Below are 18,609 nucleotides of genomic sequence, written 5' to 3'. Positions count from 1 at the left end.
TTCCACTCGCGCGAATACCCATCTGAGAAGGGTATTTACTTCGGAATCATATTCGCCGATTCAGCTGATACACCGAGAGTGTGAGTCTATCGGGACTGAGTAGTTGAGTGGGGACTGTCCGAAGAGTTGCTCAGGGGAAGCTCACGCTTGCGCTGTTCGGGTGTTGGGACCTTCTGAAACAGAATCGTCTTGTCATCCCGCTTCGCATACAACTCCACTTCCTGCTCGGGGCGTAATCCTTCTATCTCCAACTGGCCGCCTTCAGTGGGGATGACGTGTTGTTCTGTCGTACCAGACGAATTGGGTACCTTTGCCACGAGTTGAGTAGCGTTGCCCATCTCGTCGACCGTCACCGACGCGATGCACGGGGGGTCCTGCAATTCGATGCAAGTGTATTCGGAACTCACCGTCATCCCCTCCTCCACGTCACCCCCGAACACTCCAGACACACTTGAACAACCACCAGTAGCGGCTGCCCCAATCACGGCGAGGAGGGCACGACGTTTCATACGGTGCATCAATCAACGAGTGGTAAATATCTTCTGCGGAGAATGACCCCCTCGCGGCACGCGTCTGGCGCTAACCCCGTTTGATACACTCAGAGCGTGAGTCTCTCATTCGACCGCGTGTCCCGCAGCTATTAGTCAGGCGACAGTATCTACTGAAATACACTCTCTGATGTTCACTGGTCGCTCGTCGGTTCGTCTCGTGGTCACCTTCCTGCTACTACTGGTGCCGTTGGCGGGATGCAGTGGCGTGCTCTCCGACGCGCCGCGAACGCAGGAGGCACCTATCGAACTCATCGGGAACAGTTCAGTGAACACCACGTACACCGTCGAGATATTCCTCGTCAACACCTCAACCACACTCGATATTCGTCGTAACGATGGGAAAAGTCATAGTAGGAAAGTCGATGGATATTCACTCTCCGCCGAACCCACCGATGGGTATCACTATACGAGTGTCGACCCCGAACCAGCGCGCTTTGTTGCCAATCTAACCATTGGGCCCGGCGAGGTCGTCGAACGAGAAGTCCGCAACCGGCCTGTTGACTCTCTGTTTCTCATCGTCGTCTACGACGAGAACTCACACATCACGGACTATTTCATGAAGAACTGTGGTGGGTACGACTTCATCTCTGTGGAAACGGAGATTGCGCCGTATGGCGTGGGCCTACACGAACGGTGTTCGTAAACCTGTGGTTGGAAGGCTATTCGATACTGTCATCCGTCAACTGAGACTGTTAGACTCGCGGCACGAGTCTGTCGAAATCGACGACAGTGAGGGGCAATTTGCAGACAGGGAGACACCTTCATGCCCACTGCCCACCACTTTCTCACAACCTCGCCACGCTTTTGCCTGCACACTCGAATACTCCGGTATGCGCGACAGCATCAGTCGCAGTCGGTCGCTCGCTCACCGTTCGTTCGTGCGTCCGTGCTGTCGCTGTTGAGTTCCTTCTCGCCCGTCGTCGGTCCGCCGGCCAACCACCACCAGTCTCCACACACGATGTTCGACAGACTCCGCGAAGACGTCCGCACCGCACTCACGAACGACCCCGCCGCGAAGAGCGCCCGCGAAGTGGTGCTCACCTACCCCGGCGTCCACGCCGTCTGGTTGTACCGGGTCGCCAGTCGGCTACTCAACGGCGGCCACCCCCTGGCCGCGCGTGTTCTCTCGCACCTGACACGTGTGCTGACGGGCGTCGAGATACACCCCGGCGCGACGCTGGGTCGGCGCGTGTTCATCGACCACGGGATGGGCGTCGTCGTCGGCGAGACGGCCGAACTCGGCGACGACGTGCAGTTGTTCCACGGCGTCACGCTCGGGGGGAACTCGCCCGAACCCGTCAAGCGCCACCCGACGCTCGAAGACGGCGTGACGGTCGGCGCGAACGCGACGCTCGTCGGCGACATTACGGTCGGCGAGGGGGCGACCGTCGGGGCGGGAGCGGTCGTCGTCGACGACGTCGCCCCCGGGACGACCGTCGCCGGGAACCCGGCTCGACCCATCGGCGAGTCGGCGGAACCGCCGCTATCACAGCATCCACGGTGTTCGAACCCGAACGAGGACTGATGACCGACCAGTCGGAGACGGGGGCCGGGCAGGGAGCAGAAACGGTCGCGGAACGCACGCTCGAGGAGGTACTCCGGGAGGACCCGGTGATGGCGAAGCTCGTCGAGAAGCACGACCCGTACAGCGAAACCGACTGGGACGAGTTCGAGAGACTGGTGATATCGATAAACAACCAGCAGCTATCGACCGCCAGTGCCGCCGCAGTGCGAGAGCGGTTCTACGACGTCCTCGACCACGACGTCACGCCGGAGACCGTGCTCGCAGCAGACGAAGACGAACTCCACGACGCGGGCCTCTCGCGGCGGAAGATCGACTACATCCAGAACGCTGCCAGAGCGTTCCAGGAGCACGACCTCACCCGCGAGGGGTTGGCGGACTACACCGACGAGGAGGTCGTCGAACGCCTCACCGAGATCAAGGGGATCGGTGAGTGGACCGCTCGCATGTTCCTCCTGTTCCCGCTCGGGCGTGAGGACGTGTTTCCTATCGGGGACCTCGCCGTTCGACGCGCGATAGAGAACCTGTACGGGGCGGAGAGCAGAGAGGAGATGCACCGGATCGCGGAGAACTGGAGACCCTACCGGTCCTACGCGACACGACTCCTCTGGGCAGAGTACGAGTCCTGAACCCGCTCTCTCCGAACCGCGCTACTCCTCCAGCATCTCTTCGTCGTCGTCCGACGCGCCGGAGTCGCTGTCGGCGCGCTTTCGGACGTCGACCTGGTAGTGCTGGAGGATGTCGCGGCCCAGCAACAGCGGGTAGTCCATGTGCGACCGGTCCTCGACGCTCGCGGTGACGGTGTGCTGTCGCCCCCCGATACCGATGACGAGGTCGACGACGGGGCGAGCCTTCCCCCCCTTCACGCTCCCCGACTTCACGCGCGTCATGCTCTTGATGGGGCCGGCGCCGATCTCGGCTGCCAGCGAGGTGTCGATGCTCGTCCGGGTCGCGCCCGTGTCGGACTTCGCCAGCGCGGTGACCGACCCGCTGGTCCCCGAGGCGACCACCTCCTCGATGTAGCCGATGAGCGGCGTGTCCTCGCGGTGGGTCGCGGGCATCCGGGGCTTGCACGACGGCGTCGAGTCGTCGAGCGTCGCCGCGAGGTCGTCCACGCGGTCCTCGTCGACCTCGCCGCCGGCACGCTCGATAGCCATCTGGGCGATGTAGGGAGCAGGCGAGCGACCCGTCGCCTGGTAGAGGCCCTTGAACCCGGCCGTCGGATTCACCTCGAGGACGTACCAGCCGTCCTCGCCCTCGATGAGGTCGACGCCCGCGTAGTCGAGGCCGATGACCTCGGCGGCGTACAGCGCCGTCTCCTTCGCCACCTCGGGCATCTCGTCGGTCATGTCCTCGACAGCGCCGCCGAGGGCGACGTTCGTCCGCCAGTCGCCCTCGGGGGCGAAGCGGTGCATCGCGCCGATGACCTGCTCGCCGACGGTGTAGACCCGCAGGTCGCGGTGGAGTTCGGAGTCGCGCTCGATGAAGTCCTGCAGGAACGCCTGTCGGTTGCCCACCTTCGGGTTGACGGGTTCGGTCAGGTCCACCTTCCACGTCCCGCCGCCGTGGGTACCGATGGCGGTCTTGTAGACGCCCTCGTCGCCGAAGCGCTCTCGACCGGCGTTGAGGCGGTCGTTCGAGAGGGCGAGCAGTGCGTCGGGCACGTTGATGTTCCAGTCGGCGAGCGTGACCGCCGTCGCGAACTTGTGGATGGCCGTCAGCACCGCACCGGGCTGGTTGAGCATCGGGCGCAGGCGGTTGAACGTCGTCGCCAGTCCCAGCCCCTCGGCGGGTTCCTCGGTGTTCGAGAGCAGGAGGCGGTTCGCGATGATGTCCACGTCCGGTTCGATGATGACCTCCCCCTCCTCGATGTTGACCGCCGTGTTCTCCTGTCGGAGCCACTCACCCTTGTGGCCGAGGTCCTCGACCGCGTTGAGGATGGCCTTCGTCTCCTTGCTGTTGTGTAGTGAGAGAACGCCGACACGTACTCGATCGTCGTCGGTGGACATACCGGGACGAACCGGTCGGTCGGTAAAAACCGTGCCGATAGCGTGCGTTCGCGACTGGACGGGTCGCCCGGTCGACGGCCGGACCGTCGCTCCCCGACCCGCTCAATACTGTGACGGCGCGCTTATGGTGGGTCGGGGCCGTGAAATCGTATGACAGAGGCCGAACCGTTCACCTACAACGGTGGGACGGTCGCCCCCGGCGAGATCCAGAACCTCCGATACAGCGTCAGCGAGACGTACCTCGGTGACCCGGTCCGCATCCCGGTCACCGTCGTCAACGGCGAGCGGCCCGGTCCGACGGTGTTCCTCAGCGCCGCGGCCCACGGCGACGAACTCAACGGCATCGAGGTGGTCCGGGAGGTGGCCCACTCGTGGGACCACACGAACCTCCGGGGGACGCTCGTCTGCCTGCCCGTCCTGAACGTCCCCGCGTTCATCGCCCAGCAGCGCTACCTCCCCATCTACGACCGCGACCTGAACCGCTCGTTCCCCGGCCGCGAGACGTCGACCGGTGCGAAGCGTATGGCCCACCGCATCTTCCGGAACTTCATCGAACCGTGTGACCTCGGCCTGGACTTCCACACCTCGACGCGCGGCCGGACGAACATGCTCCACGTTCGGGCGAACCTCGACGACCCGAACGTCGAGCGGCTCGCCAACGCGTTCGCCTCGAACGTCATCCTCGCCGGAGAGGGGCCGGACGGGACGCTCAGGCGGGAGGCGACCGAGGCAGAGACGCCGACCATCACCATCGAGATGGGGGAGGCCCACCGGTTCCAGCGCGGCCTCATCGACCGGGCGCTCGACGGCGTGAAGAGCGTCCTCGCCGAGTTCGGGATGCGCGAGGGGGAGGCGGTCCGCTGGCCGGGCTGGCGGACCGTCATCGAGGACTCCGACGAGAAGACCTGGCTCCGCTCCGACGTCGGCGGCCTCGTCGACATGCACTACGAGCGAGGGGCGCTCGTCTACGAGGGCGACACCATCTGTTCCATCGCCGACCCGTTCCGCGCCGAGAGCGTCTTCGTCGAAGCGCCGTTCACCGGGCTGCTCGTCGGGGTGCTGGAGAACCCGCTGGTCTACCCCGGAAACCCGCTCTGTCACCTCGTCAAACTCGGCGAGAAGACGCTGGCCGCCCTCGAACGGGAGCAGGGACGGGTGACCCAGCAGCGCTCCTGAGTCAGGGACGGATTTACGCCGCCGAAGGTTTACACTAGCTGGGGTCAGTGCGGTAGTCGTTTACAACCGACGCACGCCGCCGCAGACGCGTCGCAGATAACCCGAAGTTAGTAACTACTATACTCGCCGCCTGCGAGGCTCCAGTTATATGAGCCAGTCGTACGACAGGGGGCTCGTCGAGGACTTCGGTCGGTGGCGCGACTTCTCCGCCGGCATGTGGGCGTGGGTGTTCCACAAGTTCACCGGGTGGGTCCTCATCGGCTACCTGTTCACACACATCGCGGTGCTCAGCACTGCCATCCCCGCCGCGGGCGGGACCGGCGGCATTTACACGACGACGCTACAGGGACTCGAAGAGCTCGTCATCGTGCGGATTCTCGAAGTCGGCCTGCTCGCCGTCGCCGTCTTCCACATCCTCAACGGTGTCCGGCTACTGTTCGTGGACCTCGGCGTGGGGCTGACCGCACAGGACAAGAGCTTCTACGCGTCGCTGGTGCTGACGGGCGCTATCGTCGTCGCGTCGGTGCCGACGTTCCTCACGGGGGCGTTCTGATGGCGGACCACTACTCCTCGTTCTCCCGTCACAGCACGGGGTGGCTGCTCCAGCGACTGACGGCGGTGTTCCTCATCGGCGTGCTGGCGTTCCACTTCATGCTGCTGCACTTCGTCAACCACGCCTACGAGATCACCTTCATGGGGACGCAGGCGCGGATGCAGGAGCCGGGCTACCTCCTGACGATGGTCGCCTTCCTCGTCACGGCGGCGTTCCACGGCATCAACGGCGTCTACAACGCGCTGGTGAACCAAGGGCTTGAGGGGACGCAGCGCGTAGTCGTCAAGTACGGACTCGCGATTGCCGGTGTCCTGCTCGTCGCCCAGGGAATCCGTGTGGCGATGGCGATGACCGGGACCACCATCCTCTGACAATGAGCACGCAAATTCAGGAGCAAGAGACCGAGGAACAGGCCGACGAGCAACCGGGTGAGGCAGTCCCGGCCCAGCAGCAACGCCGAATGGAGCAGAAGCGCGAGCAGGCGGCCGAGGACGACCGCCAGCGCGAAGCCGTCGAGTCGTCGCTCGACGGTCAGGAGACGCGGACGCTGAAGGTGTTCCGCTACGACCCCGAGGTCGAGGGGAAGAAGGACCCCCGATTCGACGAGTTCGTCGTCCCGTACCGCAAGGGGATGACGGTCCTCGACGCCCTGATGTGGGCGCGGGACACCTACGACTCCTCGCTCACCTTCCGACACTCGTGTCGGCAGGCCATCTGCGGGTCGGACGCGCTGTTCATCAACGGGTCGCAGCGACTCGGCTGCAAGACGCAGCTCTCGGAGCTCTCGAACCCGGTCCGCGTCGAACCGCTGCCCCACCAGGAGGTCGTCAAGGACCTCGTCGTGGACATGCAGCACTTCTACGACCAGATGGACGCCGTCGAACCGTTCTTCAAGGAGGAGGACGTCCCCGACGGCCTCGAAGAGCAGCGCCAGAGCCGTGAGAACCGCGAGAAGGTGAAGATGTCGACGCGCTGCATCTGGTGTGGCGCGTGCATGTCCTCGTGCAACATCGCGGCGGGCGACAACGAGTATCTCGGTCCGGCGGCCATCAACAAGGCCTACCGGTTCGCGATGGACGAACGCGAGGGCGAAGCCCTCAAGCAGGAACGGCTGAACATCCTGGAGCAAGAGAACGGCGTCTGGCGGTGCCAGACTCAGTTCTCCTGTACCAACGTCTGTCCGAAGGACATCCCGCTGACCGAGCACATCCAGGAACTGAAGCGCGAAGCGGTGAAGAACAACCTCAAGTTCTGGTAACCCCAGCGAACTACTAGCGAACGACTCGTCGCCTTCCGGCGACACAACCTCGACACACACTACATCATGGCGATTCACGAACACGACGTCATCGTGGTCGGCGCGGGCGGTGCCGGCCTCCGAGCGGCGATCGCAGCACAGGAGGAGGGCGCGGACGTCGCGCTCGTCTCGAAACTCCACCCGGTCCGCAGTCACACGGGCGCGGCCGAGGGTGGCATCAACGCGGCCCTCCGCGACGGCGACTCGTGGGAGGACCACGCGTACGACACGATGAAGGGGTCGGACTACCTCGGCGACGCCCCGGCAATCGAGACGCTCTGTCAGGACTCCCCCGAGGAGACCATCCAGCTCGAACACTGGGGGATGGCGTTCTCACGGGACGACGACGGCCGGGTGAGCCAGCGACCGTTCGGCGGACTCTCGTTCCCCCGTACCACGTACGCGGGCGCGGAGACGGGTCACCACCTGCTCCACACGATGTACGAGCAGGTCGTCAAACGGGGCATCCGCGTCTACGACGAACACTACGTGATGCAACTGGCCGTCACCGACCACGAGGACCCCGAGGACCGGCGCTGTCGCGGCGCCGTCGCCTACGACATCAAGACCGGCGAGGTCAACGGGTTCGTCGCGAACAACGGCGTCATCCTCGCGACGGGCGGCCCCGGACAGATGTACGACCACACCACGAACGCCGTCGCCAACACCGGCGACGGCCCGGCGATGGCCTACCGGGCGGGCGTCCCGCTGGAGGACATGGAGTTCATCCAGTTCCACCCGACGACGCTCCCCTCGACGGGCGTCCTCATCACCGAGGGTGTCCGCGGGGAGGGCGGCATCCTCTACAACAAGGAGGGCGAGCGGTTCATGTTCGAACACGGGTACGCGAACAACGTCGGCGAACTCGCCAGCCGCGACGTCGTCGCGCGCGCCGAACTGGACGAGATAAACGCGGGACGCGGGTTCGAGGACGACTACGTCCTGCTCGACATGCGTCACCTCGGCGAGGAGCGCATCACCGACCGGCTGGAGAACATCATCCACCTCTCGGAGGACTTCGAGGGCGTCAACCCGCTCGAAGAGCCGATGCCGGTCAAGCCCGGCCAGCACTACGCAATGGGTGGCATCGAGACCGACGAGAACGGCGAGACGTGCATCTCTGGACTCTACGCGGCGGGCGAGTGCGCCTGCGTCAGCGTCCACGGCGGGAACCGCCTCGGCGGGAACGCCCTGCCCGAACTCATCGTGTTCGGCGCGCGAGCGGGTCGTCACGCCGCGCACCGCGAGAAGGGCGAGTCCCAGATCAAGACCGGCCCGTCGGCGAAGACAGAAGACGGCGTCGTCGACACGCCGGTCACGCCCGGCGAGGTCCGGTCCGACGGCAACGTCGCCGCGGATGGGGGGTCGAAGACGGCCTCCGACGGCGGCGCGCTGCTCGACGCGCCGGCGAACGAGGTCGTGAACCGGGCCGTCGAGCGCGAGCGTGCCCGCGTCGAGCGCCTGATGGAACGAGACGGGACGAACCACGCCGAAATCCGCTCGGACCTCCAGAAGACGATGACGGCGAACGTCAACGTGTTCCGCGAGGAGGAAGGTCTCAAGCAGGCGCTCCGTGACATCCGGGACTGCCGCGAGCGCTACCTCGACGTGGCCGTCAGCGACCCGTCGCGGACGTTCAACACGGACCTCATCCACACCATCGAGACGCGCAACCTCATCGACCTCGCGGAGGCGCTGACGCTCGGCGCACTCGCACGCGAGGAGTTCCGCGGTGCCCACTGGCGTGCGGAGTTCCAGGAGCGCCGCGACGAGGAGTGGCTTAAACACACGATGGTCGCGTGGAACGAGGGCCGTCCCGAACTGTACTTCACGGACGTCATCCTCGAAGGCGAGAACAAGGAGTACGAGCCGAAGATCCGGAGCTACTGAGCCTCCGGACGCTGGACTCGCGGATTCTATCCCTTTCGAGCCGCACCGTCGCTTCGAGCACACGTCCTCCTTTCAGCGACACCTACACTCACGTCTCCGGCACGTTCCACCCATACCGTCGGATATTTGATACCCCCCGGAGTATCGGGTTCTCAGGAAGGGGAACGCGGTAGAACTCGGCCGTCGGCCGTCACCGGCTGACGCCTCTCAGGGCTTCATGTGGTTTCATTCCCGCCCCTTCTGCCATCTCCAACGCGAGGAGTCGAGACACCGCACGCTTGGCGTGTGAGGGCAAGACCGGGTCGCAGGGCGGTCCAGTATCGCCGCATCGGTACGGGCCCTCGGGTCCTCGAAAGGTCGACCGACGGGACCGTCGGGAGGCGGTAGGCATATCGGGATTGCCGTGGGAGGGCGTTGTATGCAAGCCGTCATCCTCGCCGCCGGCGAGGGCACCCGGATGCGACCGTTGACGCACTCGACGCCGAAACCGATGCTCCCCGTGGCGGACCGGCCGCTGGTCGCCCACACCGCGGACGACGCGGCGGCGGCGGGGGCGGACGAACTCGTCTTCGTCGTCGGCTACGAGGGCGATGCCGTCCGGGAGTTCTTCGGCGACGAGTACGCGGGCGTCCCCGTCTCCTACGCGACCCAGGACGAGCAACTCGGCACCGCCCACGCCGTCCTCCAGGCGCGCGAGCACCTCGACGGCGACTTCGTGGTCCTCAACGGCGACGACCTCTACGACCGGTCGGCCATCGTCGACCTGTTCGAGCGTGGTCCGGCCGTCGCCGCCTACCGGGCGGAGGAACCGTCGAACTACGGCGTCCTCACGCTCGACGGGTCGGGGAACGTCGTCGACATCGTCGAGAAACCCGAACAGCCCGATAGCGACCTCGTCAACGCGGGCGCGTACCACTTCCCCGCGGAGGCGCGGGACTGGCTGGACGTCCCACAGTCCGAACGCGGCGAACACGAGATAACGGACGTGCTGGCGAAGGTCGTCGAGCGCCACAACGTGAGCGCGGTCGAGGTGGGCCGCTGGCTGGGCGTCGGTCGCCCCTGGGAACTGCTCGCCGCCAACGAGTGGAAACTCGGCGAACTCGAGCGTCGCGTCGCGGGCGAAGTGCGCGGCGACGCCGACCTGCGCGGGAACGTCGTCGTCGAGGAGGGTGCAGTCGTCGAACCCGGCGTCACCGTCGAGGGACCGGCGCTGATTCGCTCCGGTGCGGACGTGGGGCCGAACGCGTACCTCCGTGGCGCGACGCTCGTCGGCGCGAACTGCCACGTCGGTCACGGCGTCGAACTGAAGAACAGCGTGCTGATGCACGACACGAACGTCCCGCACCTCTCGTACGTCGGCGACAGCCTGCTCGGCCCGAACGTCAACCTCGGCGCGGGGACGCAGGTGGCGAACCTCCGCCACGACGGCGAGAGCGTGAAGCAGACGGTGAAGGGCAAACGCGTCTCGACCGGCCGCCGGAAGTACGGCGTCGTCGCGGGCGACGGGGCCAAGACGGGCGTCAACTCCTCGCTCGCACCGGGCCTCGTCCTCTCGGCAGGGTCGTTCACCACGCCCGGCGAGTCGGTCGACCGGGACCGCTGAAGGCCGAGTGCGACGCGCTCTCGGGACCGATAGGTCGCCGCCAGAGCGTCAGCGGTCCACCTCCCCCATGATGGTGTCGAGGCTCCCCAGCGTCGCGATGAGGTCGGGCACGTACTCGCCGTTGGCCATCTCCGGGAGCGCCTGCAGGTTGGAGAACGACGGCCCGCGGATCTTGAACCGGGCGGGCGTGTCGGTGCCGTCCGAGCGGATGTAGATGCCGAGTTCGCCCTTCGCGGCCTCGACGGCGCGGTAGACCTCGGTGTCGTTGTCGGGCTTGAGCGTCCGCGGGACGTTCGACTGAATCTCGCGGTCCTCCTCGGGCCACTGTTCGAGCAGGTCGACGCACTGTTCGACGATCTTCGCCGACTCTTCGAGTTCGCGCATGCGGACGAGCAGTCGCGAGTAGTTGTCACAGCCGTCCTCGGTGACGACGTCCCAGTCGAGCTCGGGGTAGTAGCCGTACGGGTCGTCGCGACGCAGGTCGTAGTCGATACCCGACCCACGGGCGACCGGGCCAGTGACGCCGTAGCGCTTGGCGACCTCAGGGTCGAGGTGGCCCGTGTCGAGCGTCCGTATCTGCATTATCTCGTTGGCCGTCAGCAGGTCGTGGTACTCCGAGAGGCGGGCGGGGAGCCCGTCGACGAAGGTCCGGGTCTTCTCGAAGAACTCCTCGCGGGGGTCCGGGAGGTCCCAGGCGACGCCGCCGAGGCGGAAGTAGTTGAACATCAGGCGCTGACCCGTGAGGTCCTCCAGCAAGTTCTGGATGCGTTCGCGCTCCTGAATGGCGTACATGAACGTCGCCGTGAACTCGCCGATGACGTCCAGCGCGAACGCTCCCACGGCGAGGAAGTGGGAGTTCATCCGACTCAGCTCGGCGCTCATCGTCCGGACGACCTGCGCGTACTCCGGTACGTCGAGGTCCGCGAGGTCCTCCGCGGCGCGCGCGTACGCCCACTCGTTGAGGATGCCCGCTCCGCCCCAGTCCCAGCGGTCGGGGTACGGCATTATCTGGTGGCGGTAGGTGCCCTGCTGGCACATCTGCTCCTCACACCGGTGGATGTAGCCGATGTCCGGTTCGACGTCCGCGACCGTCTCGCCGTCGAGCGTCGTCTTCAGATGGAGCACGCCGTGGGTCGACGGGTGGTGCGGTCCGACGTTGAGCAGCATCGTGTCGTTCTCGCGTTCGTCGTCCGCCAGCGGGTTGGCGTGTTCGCGGAAGGTGACGACCTGTGACTGCTCCTGGTCGTAGTCTCGTCTGAGTGGGTGTCCCTGCCACGTCTCCGGGAGCAGGATACGCCGGAGGTCCGGGTGCTCGTCGTACCGAATCCCGAACAGGTCGTACGCCTCCCGCTCGTGCCAGTCGGCGGTGTCGAAGACCGCCGCTCCCGACTGACTGCGGGGGTCGTCGCGACTCGTCGGGACGACGACGCTGACCTCCTGGGTCGGGTCCGCGTACTGCTTCAGGTGGTAGATGGTCTCGAAGCGGTCCTCGTACTCCTGGGCCGTGACACACGAGAGGTGGTCGAAGCCGAGTTCGTCCCGGAGCCGACGGAGGGCCGTCTGCACGTCGTCGGGTCGAATCACGACAGCGGGGGCGTTCAGGTGCCGTTCGTGACCGATGGCGACGTCGGCGAGGGCGTCGACGGGCGACGGCGTGGAGGGGGCGTCGCTCGCTCGCTCGACAGCCTGCGGGCGTTTACGCTGCATACTCTACGTCGATATCGGCCGGCGACCGCGAGGAGCGTTCTGCCGCATCGACTAGCGTATTTAAGTACGCACACGCAACGACCTCCCGATGCGGTACCTCCGATGTCGCCTCACGTTCGCCGAGGACGCCATCCACCCGGTCCACGCGGCGCTGGCGAGCGACGACGCTCCCTCCCGCGACCTGCTCTGGCAGTGGTCGCGGGCCGACGACGCGGACGTGTTCCTCTACTCCGTCGAGGGGGAGACGGAGGTCTACGAGGCGGCGCTTGCCGAGACGCCCTCCGTCGTCGAGTACGAGTTGACGGCGTCGGGCGACGGTCGGCAGTACGTCTACGTCCGCCAGGAGAGTCGTGCGGTCGACGACGACCTGCTGGCCGCCGTCTCGTCGTCGGGCGTCCTCGTCGTCCCGCCCGTCGTGTTCGCCGAGGACGGCACCGCGGCGCTGACCGTCGTCGGCGAGTCGGCGTCGTTGCAGCGCGTCGTCGATGAGGTGCCGGCGGTCGTCGACGTGGCCGTCGAACGAATCGGGGAGTACGCCGGTCACCCCGGCCGGTTCGACCCCGGACTGACGGAGCGACAGACCGAGGCCGTCGCGAGAGCGGTCCAGGTCGGCTACTTCGCCACGCCGCGCACGGCCTCGGTGGCGGACGTCGCGGCCGACCTGGACTGCTCGGCAGCGACGGCCGCCGAACACCTGCGGAAGGCCCAGACGAAGGTGATGCGAGCGCTCGTCGCGTCGTGGTAGACGGGGAGCGAGCGGGCTTCGACTCGTGACTGGCTTTCGTGTGCCGGTCTGCCACGCTCACCGCACGATACCGTTTTCGGAGAACTCACAGAAACCGACGGACGGTACAGCTAAACGGGTGGGTGATGAAGGAGAGCATGGCTTCCGCGAGAACGGGACGTGTCGGGAGCCACCCGGCACCCGCCGGGAACCCACCTGTGAACGGACGAGGGCGCGTCCCCACCGCGCCCCACGCGTCCGTCGAGAGCGTTACTCCGACGATAACTCCGGTAGCCGAGCGGCTACCGACCGGTTTGCGACGCGGTAACTAACGAGGTGGTCCACGTCTTCTCGGTCGATGAACACCCTCGTCAGCACGCTGGTCGCCGCCGCGGTGGTGCTCGAACTGGTCGGGCTCGTCGGCGTCGCTGTTGGTGTGTGGAGCATCGAGTCCACGGTGGTGCTCTGGCTCCTCGCGTTCGGCCTGCTGGTCGTCGCACGCGGCTGTGAACGATTCGAGATCCCGACAGGGAGTAGCGTCGACGCTACTCGCTGACGATGAACTGACTGGCGATGGCGACGACCTCGTCCATCGAGCGGGCGGGGTCGAACGCACCGTGCGGGAACAGTCGCTCGTTGAGGGTGCCGAGGAACGCCGCGTGACGCGCTTCGACGCTGTGGATGGAGAGTGCGGCCTCCACGACGGCCTCGTTCTGGATGAGCGGACCGGCTCCGGCGTACGCGGAGACGCCGACGTTCTCGAGGGTGAGTGCCAACGCGACGAACTCCTCGGGCGTCTCGTACGGGAACTGGTACTCCGCAGCCCCGACCGGGTCGCCACCGAGCTTCTCGATGGTCTCGGTGAGCGTGTGAACGTGAGCCTCCTCGTGGTCACGGACGCTCTCGAGGTAGTTGTAGGTCCCGTACTGGAGCGACGGGTCATCGAATATCTCGCCGCCGGGCGTCCCGGCGCGTTCGAAGTCACGGAGTTCCTCGAAGTTCGACAGCCCCTCCTCGTAGAAGGAGTACTCGAGGTGTTCGAGCGTCAGTGCGTAGTTCAGGATGTCGAGGTCCGACACCTCCGACATCTCGTCGCCCTCCTGGGCGGTCGCCGAGCCGCTGGCGAACTGCGAGAGCAGTGCGCCGCCGACGCCGAGTTTCGCCGCTCCGGCCATGAACGAGCGCCGGTCGGTGAGCAGTTCGTTCGCGCCGTCGATGACGCGGTCAACTGGAGTGTTGTCGTCAGTCATTGGTGGGTGCGCTGTGCGCATCGACGACTACGACAGTTCGTTTGAATAGCATTTGCCGAAATGCGACCCAATTTCGACCGGGAACTGTACAGACGTACTCTTCTTCTAGAGACTGTTCGTCGATGGAATGAAAACGCGGTCGCTACGTGGAGTCTCAGCTAGCGGCGAACGATGGGCGGGGAGACGCCGAGAACGGGTCAGTCGAGCGTGACCCAGAGGAGGAACGCGAGTGCGACCGTCTCGAGCGCACGGAGTGCGAGCATCGCGTTCTGAGCAGGAGCGGGGACCGCCGTGGAGTTCAGGATCCACGCCGTCAGCGTCGGGTTCAGGAAGAACATGTACAGGCCCAGCGCGTTCTCGGCGAGCAGGAACACCGAGAACAGCGCCAGTCCCAGCGTGTGCTTCGACCGGAACCGCAGGTAGTTGCGGAGCCAGATGCCCGTGAGGACCGCGAGCAACAGGAGGTTCACTCCGAAGAGGGCGCGGAACAGGTCGACCATACCGCTCATGTATCTCCCTCAGTCGCGGAACTGCGATAGTCGCTTTCCCAATTCTGGCCCATGTCGGTACTCATTCGTCGATGGTCACTCCGTATCTGGATCGGCGTCCTGGTTCGTGCCGTCGTTCGTCTCCTCGACTGCGTCCAGGACCGTCTCGACCGTCTCCCACTGCTGTCGAGCGCGGTCTGACGGCATATAAATGGCACCATAGTCGTCGCCGCTGGTGGTGACGATGTCGTTGTCCACGAGGACGTCGAGGTGGTGCCGAATCGTCTTGTAGTCGAGATCGAGGTCGTTCGCGAGTCTGTTCGCGTTCCGTGGGCGGTTGTGAAGAGTTCTGAGGATACGTGCGCGGTTGGGCCCACCTCGGGTTCCGGTCAACACGTACCACAACACCGCCTCCATTGTTCGTTACCGGACGCACACTCCGGAGTACCATAGAGATGCACCACTCGGAGGCGCGTTAGACGAGCCGAGTGACGGCACCGGCGCTCCCCGTGTTCTGGAAAACCCTCCCGGCGACCTCGGCCCAGCGACGACGGGTGAAGCCCGTCGACATGGCCAAGTGAAGCCAGTCGATGAACGTGGGTCCGAGTTGGACGCCGAGAGGCACTCGACGCTTGGGGAAGAAGTCGTATAAAGAGGTGTCACTTCGGTCTCAGTGACAGGGGTTCACAGAGAGCCGTGTACTGCGAGGACGCACGACAGAGCGCTTCAGTCTCCGGAGTACTGTCCGCCAGAATCGTTCACGGCTCTTACATCCCTGGTGGGGAAGTGGACTACAACGACGCGTGAAAATCGCTCGTTATTCGGTCGGTCCGACACCTGATGTCGGTACACCCGGAATCGACCGACGTCCCCGCGTGTGCTGTGTCCACCATCGCTCGGAATCACAAGGATTGATAGCTGAGCGCGGTTGAGTTATCATATGGCAGTGGTCAGTGTCTCGATGCCCGATGCGCTCCTGAACCGACTCGACGAGTTCGCCGACGAACACGGCTACACCGGCCGTAGTGAGGTGGTTCGGGAGGCCTCCCGGAAGCTCCTCGGCGAGTTCGAGGACAAGCGCCTCGACGACCGCGAACTGATGGGTATCGTGACGGTGCTGTTCGACTACGACACGACGACCGTCGAAGAGCGGATGATGCAACTCCGACACGAGCACGAGGGTATCGTCGCCTCGAACTTCCACAGCCACGTCGGGACGCACCGCTGTATGGAACTGTTCGTTCTGGAGGGCTCCCTCGAAGAGATATCGACGTTCGTCGGGAAGATTCGCGCGACGAAGGACACGCTCAACATCGACTACTCCGTGATCCCCGTCGACGACAGCGCAGCACTCCTCTCGACCGACTAGCAACCGCGTGGAAGAACGGGTCTGTGAATCGGCTAAATCAGTTCGTCGCTCGGTTCTGCGTTGACGGTTGCCCCGACCTCGTACCCCTCCGCTGCAGCGGTCACAATAGAGGGGCTCGACCCGTTCGGCGCATCCCCAGCGTCGAACACTCCCTCGACGGACGTTCGACCGGCACCACCCATCGGTGACTCTGCCCGTGCGACATCGACGAACCCGGACTCGTCCGTGTCGAGGTCCAGTCGGTCGACGAGTCTCACGAACTCGTCGTCGGTTCGTCCACGGGGCCGTTCGAGCGGGACGTCCACCACGCGACCCACGTGCCCCGGAGTCGCACCCATGACGAGGATGCGGTCGGCGAGTCGAACGGCCTCGTCTACCTCGTGGATGATGGAGGAGTCCACCACGAGCGAACACCGGGGCGCTGGTGTCTCCCTGACCTAGACGGACGAGACACCGCGTAGCCCGCCCGCCTAACTGCCGCCCCGGCTGGAGAGTACGTTGCTAACACCCCGACAGATAGAACCATACCCTGATAACACGCCGGGTTGAAAGAGTCAGCTTTAACATTATAGAGAGTGGCGTTAACAACAGCAACTATGGCGCATATCCACCTCGGGGAAGGGTCGTTCCCGCTCTGGGCGCTCGTCCTCTGGACGGTCGTTGGGGCGGGCCTCATCGGTACTGTACTCTGGCGGGTCCGCCAGAGCGGTATCAAGACACAGCAGATCGCCCTCGCGGGCGTCGGTGCGGCCGCGAGTTTTGCCATCTTCCAGTTGAACATCCCCGTCTGGGGCGGCGTTCACATGAATCTGACCGGGTTGGTCGGCATTCTCGCTGGCCCGGCCCTGGGCGCACTCATCGCGCTCGTCGTCAATATCCTCTCGGCAGCACTGGGTCACGGCGCGGTCGGCCTGCTCGGGGCGAACACACTGGTCAACGCGAGCGAGGCCATCGTCGCGTACTACGCGTTCCGGTCGCTGCTCCGTCTCGACTGGGACGTCTTCCCGGCCAGTTCGACCGCCGCGACCATCGGCCTCTCCGTCGGCGCGATCCTGATGGGCGTCATCATCGTCGTCAGCGGTGTCAACGGGAGCGCACTCCCCCGGAGTGACCTCGCCATCGCCGTCGGTGGGATGGTCGGCATCAACCTCGGCGTCGCCATCATCGAAGGCATCCTCACCGGGTTCATCGTCCAGTTCCTCGCGTCGGTCCGTCCCGACCTCGTGGGCGTGGGCGACCGCACCGAGCCGGAAGAATCCAACGGGGTGACCGCCTGATGCAGCGCTGGAAGCAGTACGGCGTTCTCGGGGGGCTGGCGGCAGTCTGTCTCGTGGCAGGGCTGGTCAGCTTCACGAACACGGGTGGGGCGCTCCCGTACGCCAAGCGGTTCACGAAAGCACTCCAGCAAGGAGCCAGCGAAGGGAGCGGCCCGCTCGTCGACTTCGGTCGCGGAATCGCCATCGCGGGACCGATTCGGAAGGGGGGACTCGTGATGGAGTTCGGCCTCGTCGTCCTCGTGTTGGCGCTCCTCGGCGTCGGCCTGTACGTCTACGCCAGTCGGTACCGCGGCTTCGACGGCGAGACCGCCTGACTCGCGATGAGTACGCTCTCGAATCACGTTCCGGACCCACGGCTCATCACCGCGTTCGCCGAGCGACGGGACAGCCCCGTCCACCGTCTCAACCCGTGGACGAAACTCGGCGTCCTCGCGTTGCTCGTCCTCCTCGTGACGGTGGCCGACTCGCTCGCCGTCCTCCTCGGCGTCTACGGCGTGACGCTGGCGACGTACGCGCTCGCGACCCTTCCGCTTCGACGACTGTTCGCCTGGTACTCGCTCCCGTTCCTGTTCATCGTGAGCGTCGGTGTACCGATAGCGTTCCTCGAACCAGGCACACCTATCGGCGGGGCCGTCGCCACGCCACTGGGCGAGTTGTCGGTAACGTGGGCGGGGGCCCTGCTGGTCGCAGAACTCACGACCCGGTCGCTCGTCGTCGTCACGTTCTCGCTGACGCTGTCGATGACGACTGCGTACAACGACGTCGCGTATCTACTCGGCCGACTGTTGCCACGGCCGCTCGACCAGATCGCACTCCTGACCTATCGGTTCACGTTCGTCATGCTCGAACTGCTCGAAGACCTCGTGAAAGCCGCCCGGTCGCGGGGAGCGAACCTCGGTGAGTTCTGGGCGAACAAGCGACTGTACGCACGCATCCTCGGGATGACGATGCTGGCGGCCATCGAGCGTTCCGAACGACTGGTGAAGTCGATGGAAGCTCGCGGCTACGACGGAGACATCACGCTGTACGGCGACGTCACCCGACCGCCGGCGCGTGACCTCACCGTCCTCACCGTCCTGTCGGTCGGCATCATCGTCTACGCGCTCGTCGGTCCCTACGATGTCGTCGCGCTTCCCGTCGGCCTCAGAGGGGTGGGGCTGTGAGCGGCAGCGACCCACTGGTCGACCTGCACT

At 65.4% G+C, this 18,609-nt stretch carries 22 protein-coding genes; 15 read left to right on the top strand and 7 right to left on the bottom strand.

Features of this window, described 5'->3' with window-relative positions:
* Positions 1-86 precede the first annotated feature (86 nt).
* A complete protein-coding gene (locus tag MX571_RS11630) occupies positions 87-509 on the bottom strand; it encodes a hypothetical protein (protein WP_247416845.1) in 423 nt (140 codons plus the stop codon).
* Between the two features lie 199 nt (positions 510-708).
* Between MX571_RS11630 and MX571_RS11625 the strand changes: the two genes are divergently transcribed.
* The 3 genes from MX571_RS11625 to MX571_RS11615 all read left to right on the top strand — a co-directional run bounded on the left by MX571_RS11625 (position 709) and on the right by MX571_RS11615 (position 2,702).
* Positions 709-1,194 (top strand): hypothetical protein, encoded by a 486-nt coding sequence (locus MX571_RS11625; protein WP_247416842.1) that lies wholly within the window; start codon positions 709-711, stop codon positions 1,192-1,194.
* A gap of 315 nt (positions 1,195-1,509) precedes the next feature.
* Positions 1,510-2,076, top strand: a complete 567-nt coding sequence (gene cysE / locus MX571_RS11620; RefSeq protein WP_247416841.1) for a serine O-acetyltransferase — start codon at positions 1,510-1,512, stop codon at positions 2,074-2,076.
* 89 nt (positions 2,077-2,165) lie between these two features.
* Positions 2,166-2,702 carry a DNA-3-methyladenine glycosylase family protein gene (locus MX571_RS11615; RefSeq protein WP_247418474.1) on the top strand — a complete coding sequence of 179 codons (537 nt, stop codon included), beginning with the start codon at positions 2,166-2,168 and terminating at the stop codon, positions 2,700-2,702.
* Between the two features lie 21 nt (positions 2,703-2,723).
* Here the strand turns inward: MX571_RS11615 and MX571_RS11610 are convergent, their stop codons facing one another.
* A complete protein-coding gene (locus MX571_RS11610; protein ID WP_247416838.1) occupies positions 2,724-4,082 on the bottom strand; it encodes a putative ATP-dependent zinc protease in 1,359 nt (452 codons plus the stop codon).
* 150 nt (positions 4,083-4,232) lie between these two features.
* On the opposite strand from MX571_RS11610, the gene MX571_RS11605 reads away from it, so the two are divergent.
* The 6 genes from MX571_RS11605 (at position 4,233) to glmU (ending at position 10,601) form a co-directional block, all read left to right on the top strand.
* The gene (locus MX571_RS11605) at positions 4,233-5,258 is read left to right on the top strand and encodes a succinylglutamate desuccinylase/aspartoacylase family protein (RefSeq protein ID WP_247416836.1); all 1,026 of its coding nucleotides are present in this window, start codon (positions 4,233-4,235) and stop codon (positions 5,256-5,258) included.
* Between the two features lie 148 nt (positions 5,259-5,406).
* The gene (gene sdhC / locus MX571_RS11600) at positions 5,407-5,811 is read left to right on the top strand and encodes a succinate dehydrogenase, cytochrome b556 subunit (RefSeq protein ID WP_247416834.1); all 405 of its coding nucleotides are present in this window, start codon (positions 5,407-5,409) and stop codon (positions 5,809-5,811) included.
* Positions 5,811-6,182 carry a succinate dehydrogenase hydrophobic membrane anchor subunit gene (locus MX571_RS11595; RefSeq protein WP_247416833.1) on the top strand — a complete coding sequence of 124 codons (372 nt, stop codon included), beginning with the start codon at positions 5,811-5,813 and terminating at the stop codon, positions 6,180-6,182. The genes sdhC and MX571_RS11595 overlap by 1 nt, the downstream gene beginning before the upstream one ends.
* 2 nt (positions 6,183-6,184) lie before the next feature.
* Positions 6,185-7,069, top strand: a complete 885-nt coding sequence (locus tag MX571_RS11590; protein ID WP_247416831.1) for a succinate dehydrogenase/fumarate reductase iron-sulfur subunit — start codon at positions 6,185-6,187, stop codon at positions 7,067-7,069.
* Between the two features lie 72 nt (positions 7,070-7,141).
* Positions 7,142-8,998, top strand: coding sequence for an FAD-binding protein (locus MX571_RS11585; RefSeq protein ID WP_247418473.1), 1,857 nt, complete (start codon positions 7,142-7,144; stop codon positions 8,996-8,998).
* 418 nt (positions 8,999-9,416) lie between these two features.
* A complete protein-coding gene (gene glmU / locus MX571_RS11580) occupies positions 9,417-10,601 on the top strand; it encodes a bifunctional sugar-1-phosphate nucleotidylyltransferase/acetyltransferase (RefSeq protein ID WP_247416830.1) in 1,185 nt (394 codons plus the stop codon).
* A 48-nt stretch (positions 10,602-10,649) separates the two neighbouring features.
* Here the strand turns inward: glmU and MX571_RS11575 are convergent, their stop codons facing one another.
* Complete coding sequence (locus MX571_RS11575) at positions 10,650-12,308, bottom strand: NADH-quinone oxidoreductase subunit D (protein ID WP_247416828.1); 1,659 nt, start codon at positions 12,306-12,308, stop codon at positions 10,650-10,652.
* A gap of 88 nt (positions 12,309-12,396) precedes the next feature.
* Here MX571_RS11575 and MX571_RS11570 point away from each other — a divergent pair, with 88 nt between their 5' ends.
* Complete coding sequence (locus tag MX571_RS11570) at positions 12,397-13,053, top strand: helix-turn-helix domain-containing protein (protein WP_247416827.1); 657 nt, start codon at positions 12,397-12,399, stop codon at positions 13,051-13,053.
* A gap of 337 nt (positions 13,054-13,390) precedes the next feature.
* Positions 13,391-13,588 (top strand): hypothetical protein, encoded by a 198-nt coding sequence (locus MX571_RS11565; RefSeq protein ID WP_247416826.1) that lies wholly within the window; start codon positions 13,391-13,393, stop codon positions 13,586-13,588.
* On the opposite strand, the gene MX571_RS11560 is transcribed toward MX571_RS11565, so the two are convergent.
* The 3 genes from MX571_RS11560 to MX571_RS11550 form a co-directional block, all read right to left on the bottom strand.
* On the bottom strand, positions 13,578-14,282 hold the full coding sequence (locus MX571_RS11560) for a ferritin-like domain-containing protein (RefSeq protein ID WP_247416825.1): 705 nt from the start codon (positions 14,280-14,282) through the stop codon (positions 13,578-13,580). The two genes, MX571_RS11565 and MX571_RS11560, sit on opposite strands and share 11 nt — an antisense overlap.
* A gap of 197 nt (positions 14,283-14,479) precedes the next feature.
* Complete coding sequence (locus tag MX571_RS11555; RefSeq protein ID WP_247416823.1) at positions 14,480-14,791, bottom strand: DUF8036 family membrane protein; 312 nt, start codon at positions 14,789-14,791, stop codon at positions 14,480-14,482.
* A 75-nt stretch (positions 14,792-14,866) separates the two neighbouring features.
* Complete coding sequence (locus MX571_RS11550; protein ID WP_247416822.1) at positions 14,867-15,187, bottom strand: winged helix-turn-helix domain-containing protein; 321 nt, start codon at positions 15,185-15,187, stop codon at positions 14,867-14,869.
* A gap of 523 nt (positions 15,188-15,710) precedes the next feature.
* Between MX571_RS11550 and MX571_RS11545 the strand changes: the two genes are divergently transcribed.
* Positions 15,711-16,139: a CopG family ribbon-helix-helix protein gene (locus MX571_RS11545; protein WP_247416821.1), complete on the top strand. Its 429-nt coding sequence runs from the start codon at positions 15,711-15,713 to the stop codon at positions 16,137-16,139.
* A 32-nt stretch (positions 16,140-16,171) separates the two neighbouring features.
* On the opposite strand, the gene MX571_RS11540 is transcribed toward MX571_RS11545, so the two are convergent.
* A complete protein-coding gene (locus MX571_RS11540; RefSeq protein WP_247416819.1) occupies positions 16,172-16,543 on the bottom strand; it encodes a hypothetical protein in 372 nt (123 codons plus the stop codon).
* A gap of 192 nt (positions 16,544-16,735) precedes the next feature.
* Here MX571_RS11540 and MX571_RS11535 point away from each other — a divergent pair, with 192 nt between their 5' ends.
* From MX571_RS11535 to cbiQ, 3 genes are read left to right on the top strand one after another with little or no spacing between them, the layout of a single operon-like run.
* Entirely contained in the window at positions 16,736-17,416 is a 681-nt protein-coding gene (locus tag MX571_RS11535) for an energy-coupling factor ABC transporter permease (RefSeq protein ID WP_247416818.1), read from the top strand.
* A complete protein-coding gene (locus MX571_RS11530; protein ID WP_247416816.1) occupies positions 17,416-17,730 on the top strand; it encodes a cobalamin transport operon protein in 315 nt (104 codons plus the stop codon). Before MX571_RS11535 ends, MX571_RS11530 begins: the two co-directional genes overlap by 1 nt.
* A gap of 6 nt (positions 17,731-17,736) precedes the next feature.
* The gene (gene cbiQ, locus MX571_RS11525) at positions 17,737-18,579 is read left to right on the top strand and encodes a cobalt ECF transporter T component CbiQ (RefSeq protein ID WP_247416814.1); all 843 of its coding nucleotides are present in this window, start codon (positions 17,737-17,739) and stop codon (positions 18,577-18,579) included.
* Positions 18,580-18,609: the final 30 nt, after the last annotated feature.

The organism is Halomarina salina, assembly GCF_023074835.1.
Classification (GTDB): Archaea; Halobacteriota; Halobacteria; order Halobacteriales; family Haloarculaceae; genus Halomarina; species Halomarina salina.
Note: the sequence above shows the minus strand (reverse complement) of the source record. Positions and strands in the feature narration are given on the sequence as shown.

Coding starts and splice junctions, on each gene's coding strand:
- MX571_RS11545 (WP_247416821.1), top strand. CDS start 15,711: ATGGCAGTGGTCAGTGTCTCGATGCCCGATGCGCTCCTGAACCGACTC.
- MX571_RS11530 (WP_247416816.1), top strand. CDS start 17,416: ATGCAGCGCTGGAAGCAGTACGGCGTTCTCGGGGGGCTGGCGGCAGTC.
- MX571_RS11560 (WP_247416825.1), bottom strand. CDS start 14,282: ATGACTGACGACAACACTCCAGTTGACCGCGTCATCGACGGCGCGAAC.
- sdhC (WP_247416834.1), top strand. CDS start 5,407: ATGAGCCAGTCGTACGACAGGGGGCTCGTCGAGGACTTCGGTCGGTGG.
- MX571_RS11555 (WP_247416823.1), bottom strand. CDS start 14,791: ATGAGCGGTATGGTCGACCTGTTCCGCGCCCTCTTCGGAGTGAACCTC.
- MX571_RS11550 (WP_247416822.1), bottom strand. CDS start 15,187: ATGGAGGCGGTGTTGTGGTACGTGTTGACCGGAACCCGAGGTGGGCCC.
- MX571_RS11590 (WP_247416831.1), top strand. CDS start 6,185: ATGAGCACGCAAATTCAGGAGCAAGAGACCGAGGAACAGGCCGACGAG.
- MX571_RS11610 (WP_247416838.1), bottom strand. CDS start 4,082: ATGTCCACCGACGACGATCGAGTACGTGTCGGCGTTCTCTCACTACAC.
- MX571_RS11575 (WP_247416828.1), bottom strand. CDS start 12,308: ATGCAGCGTAAACGCCCGCAGGCTGTCGAGCGAGCGAGCGACGCCCCC.
- MX571_RS11615 (WP_247418474.1), top strand. CDS start 2,166: ATGGCGAAGCTCGTCGAGAAGCACGACCCGTACAGCGAAACCGACTGG.
- MX571_RS11605 (WP_247416836.1), top strand. CDS start 4,233: ATGACAGAGGCCGAACCGTTCACCTACAACGGTGGGACGGTCGCCCCC.
- cysE (WP_247416841.1), top strand. CDS start 1,510: ATGTTCGACAGACTCCGCGAAGACGTCCGCACCGCACTCACGAACGAC.
- MX571_RS11565 (WP_247416826.1), top strand. CDS start 13,391: ATGAACACCCTCGTCAGCACGCTGGTCGCCGCCGCGGTGGTGCTCGAA.
- MX571_RS11595 (WP_247416833.1), top strand. CDS start 5,811: ATGGCGGACCACTACTCCTCGTTCTCCCGTCACAGCACGGGGTGGCTG.
- cbiQ (WP_247416814.1), top strand. CDS start 17,737: ATGAGTACGCTCTCGAATCACGTTCCGGACCCACGGCTCATCACCGCG.
- MX571_RS11630 (WP_247416845.1), bottom strand. CDS start 509: ATGAAACGTCGTGCCCTCCTCGCCGTGATTGGGGCAGCCGCTACTGGT.
- glmU (WP_247416830.1), top strand. CDS start 9,417: ATGCAAGCCGTCATCCTCGCCGCCGGCGAGGGCACCCGGATGCGACCG.
- MX571_RS11570 (WP_247416827.1), top strand. CDS start 12,397: ATGCGGTACCTCCGATGTCGCCTCACGTTCGCCGAGGACGCCATCCAC.
- MX571_RS11535 (WP_247416818.1), top strand. CDS start 16,736: ATGGCGCATATCCACCTCGGGGAAGGGTCGTTCCCGCTCTGGGCGCTC.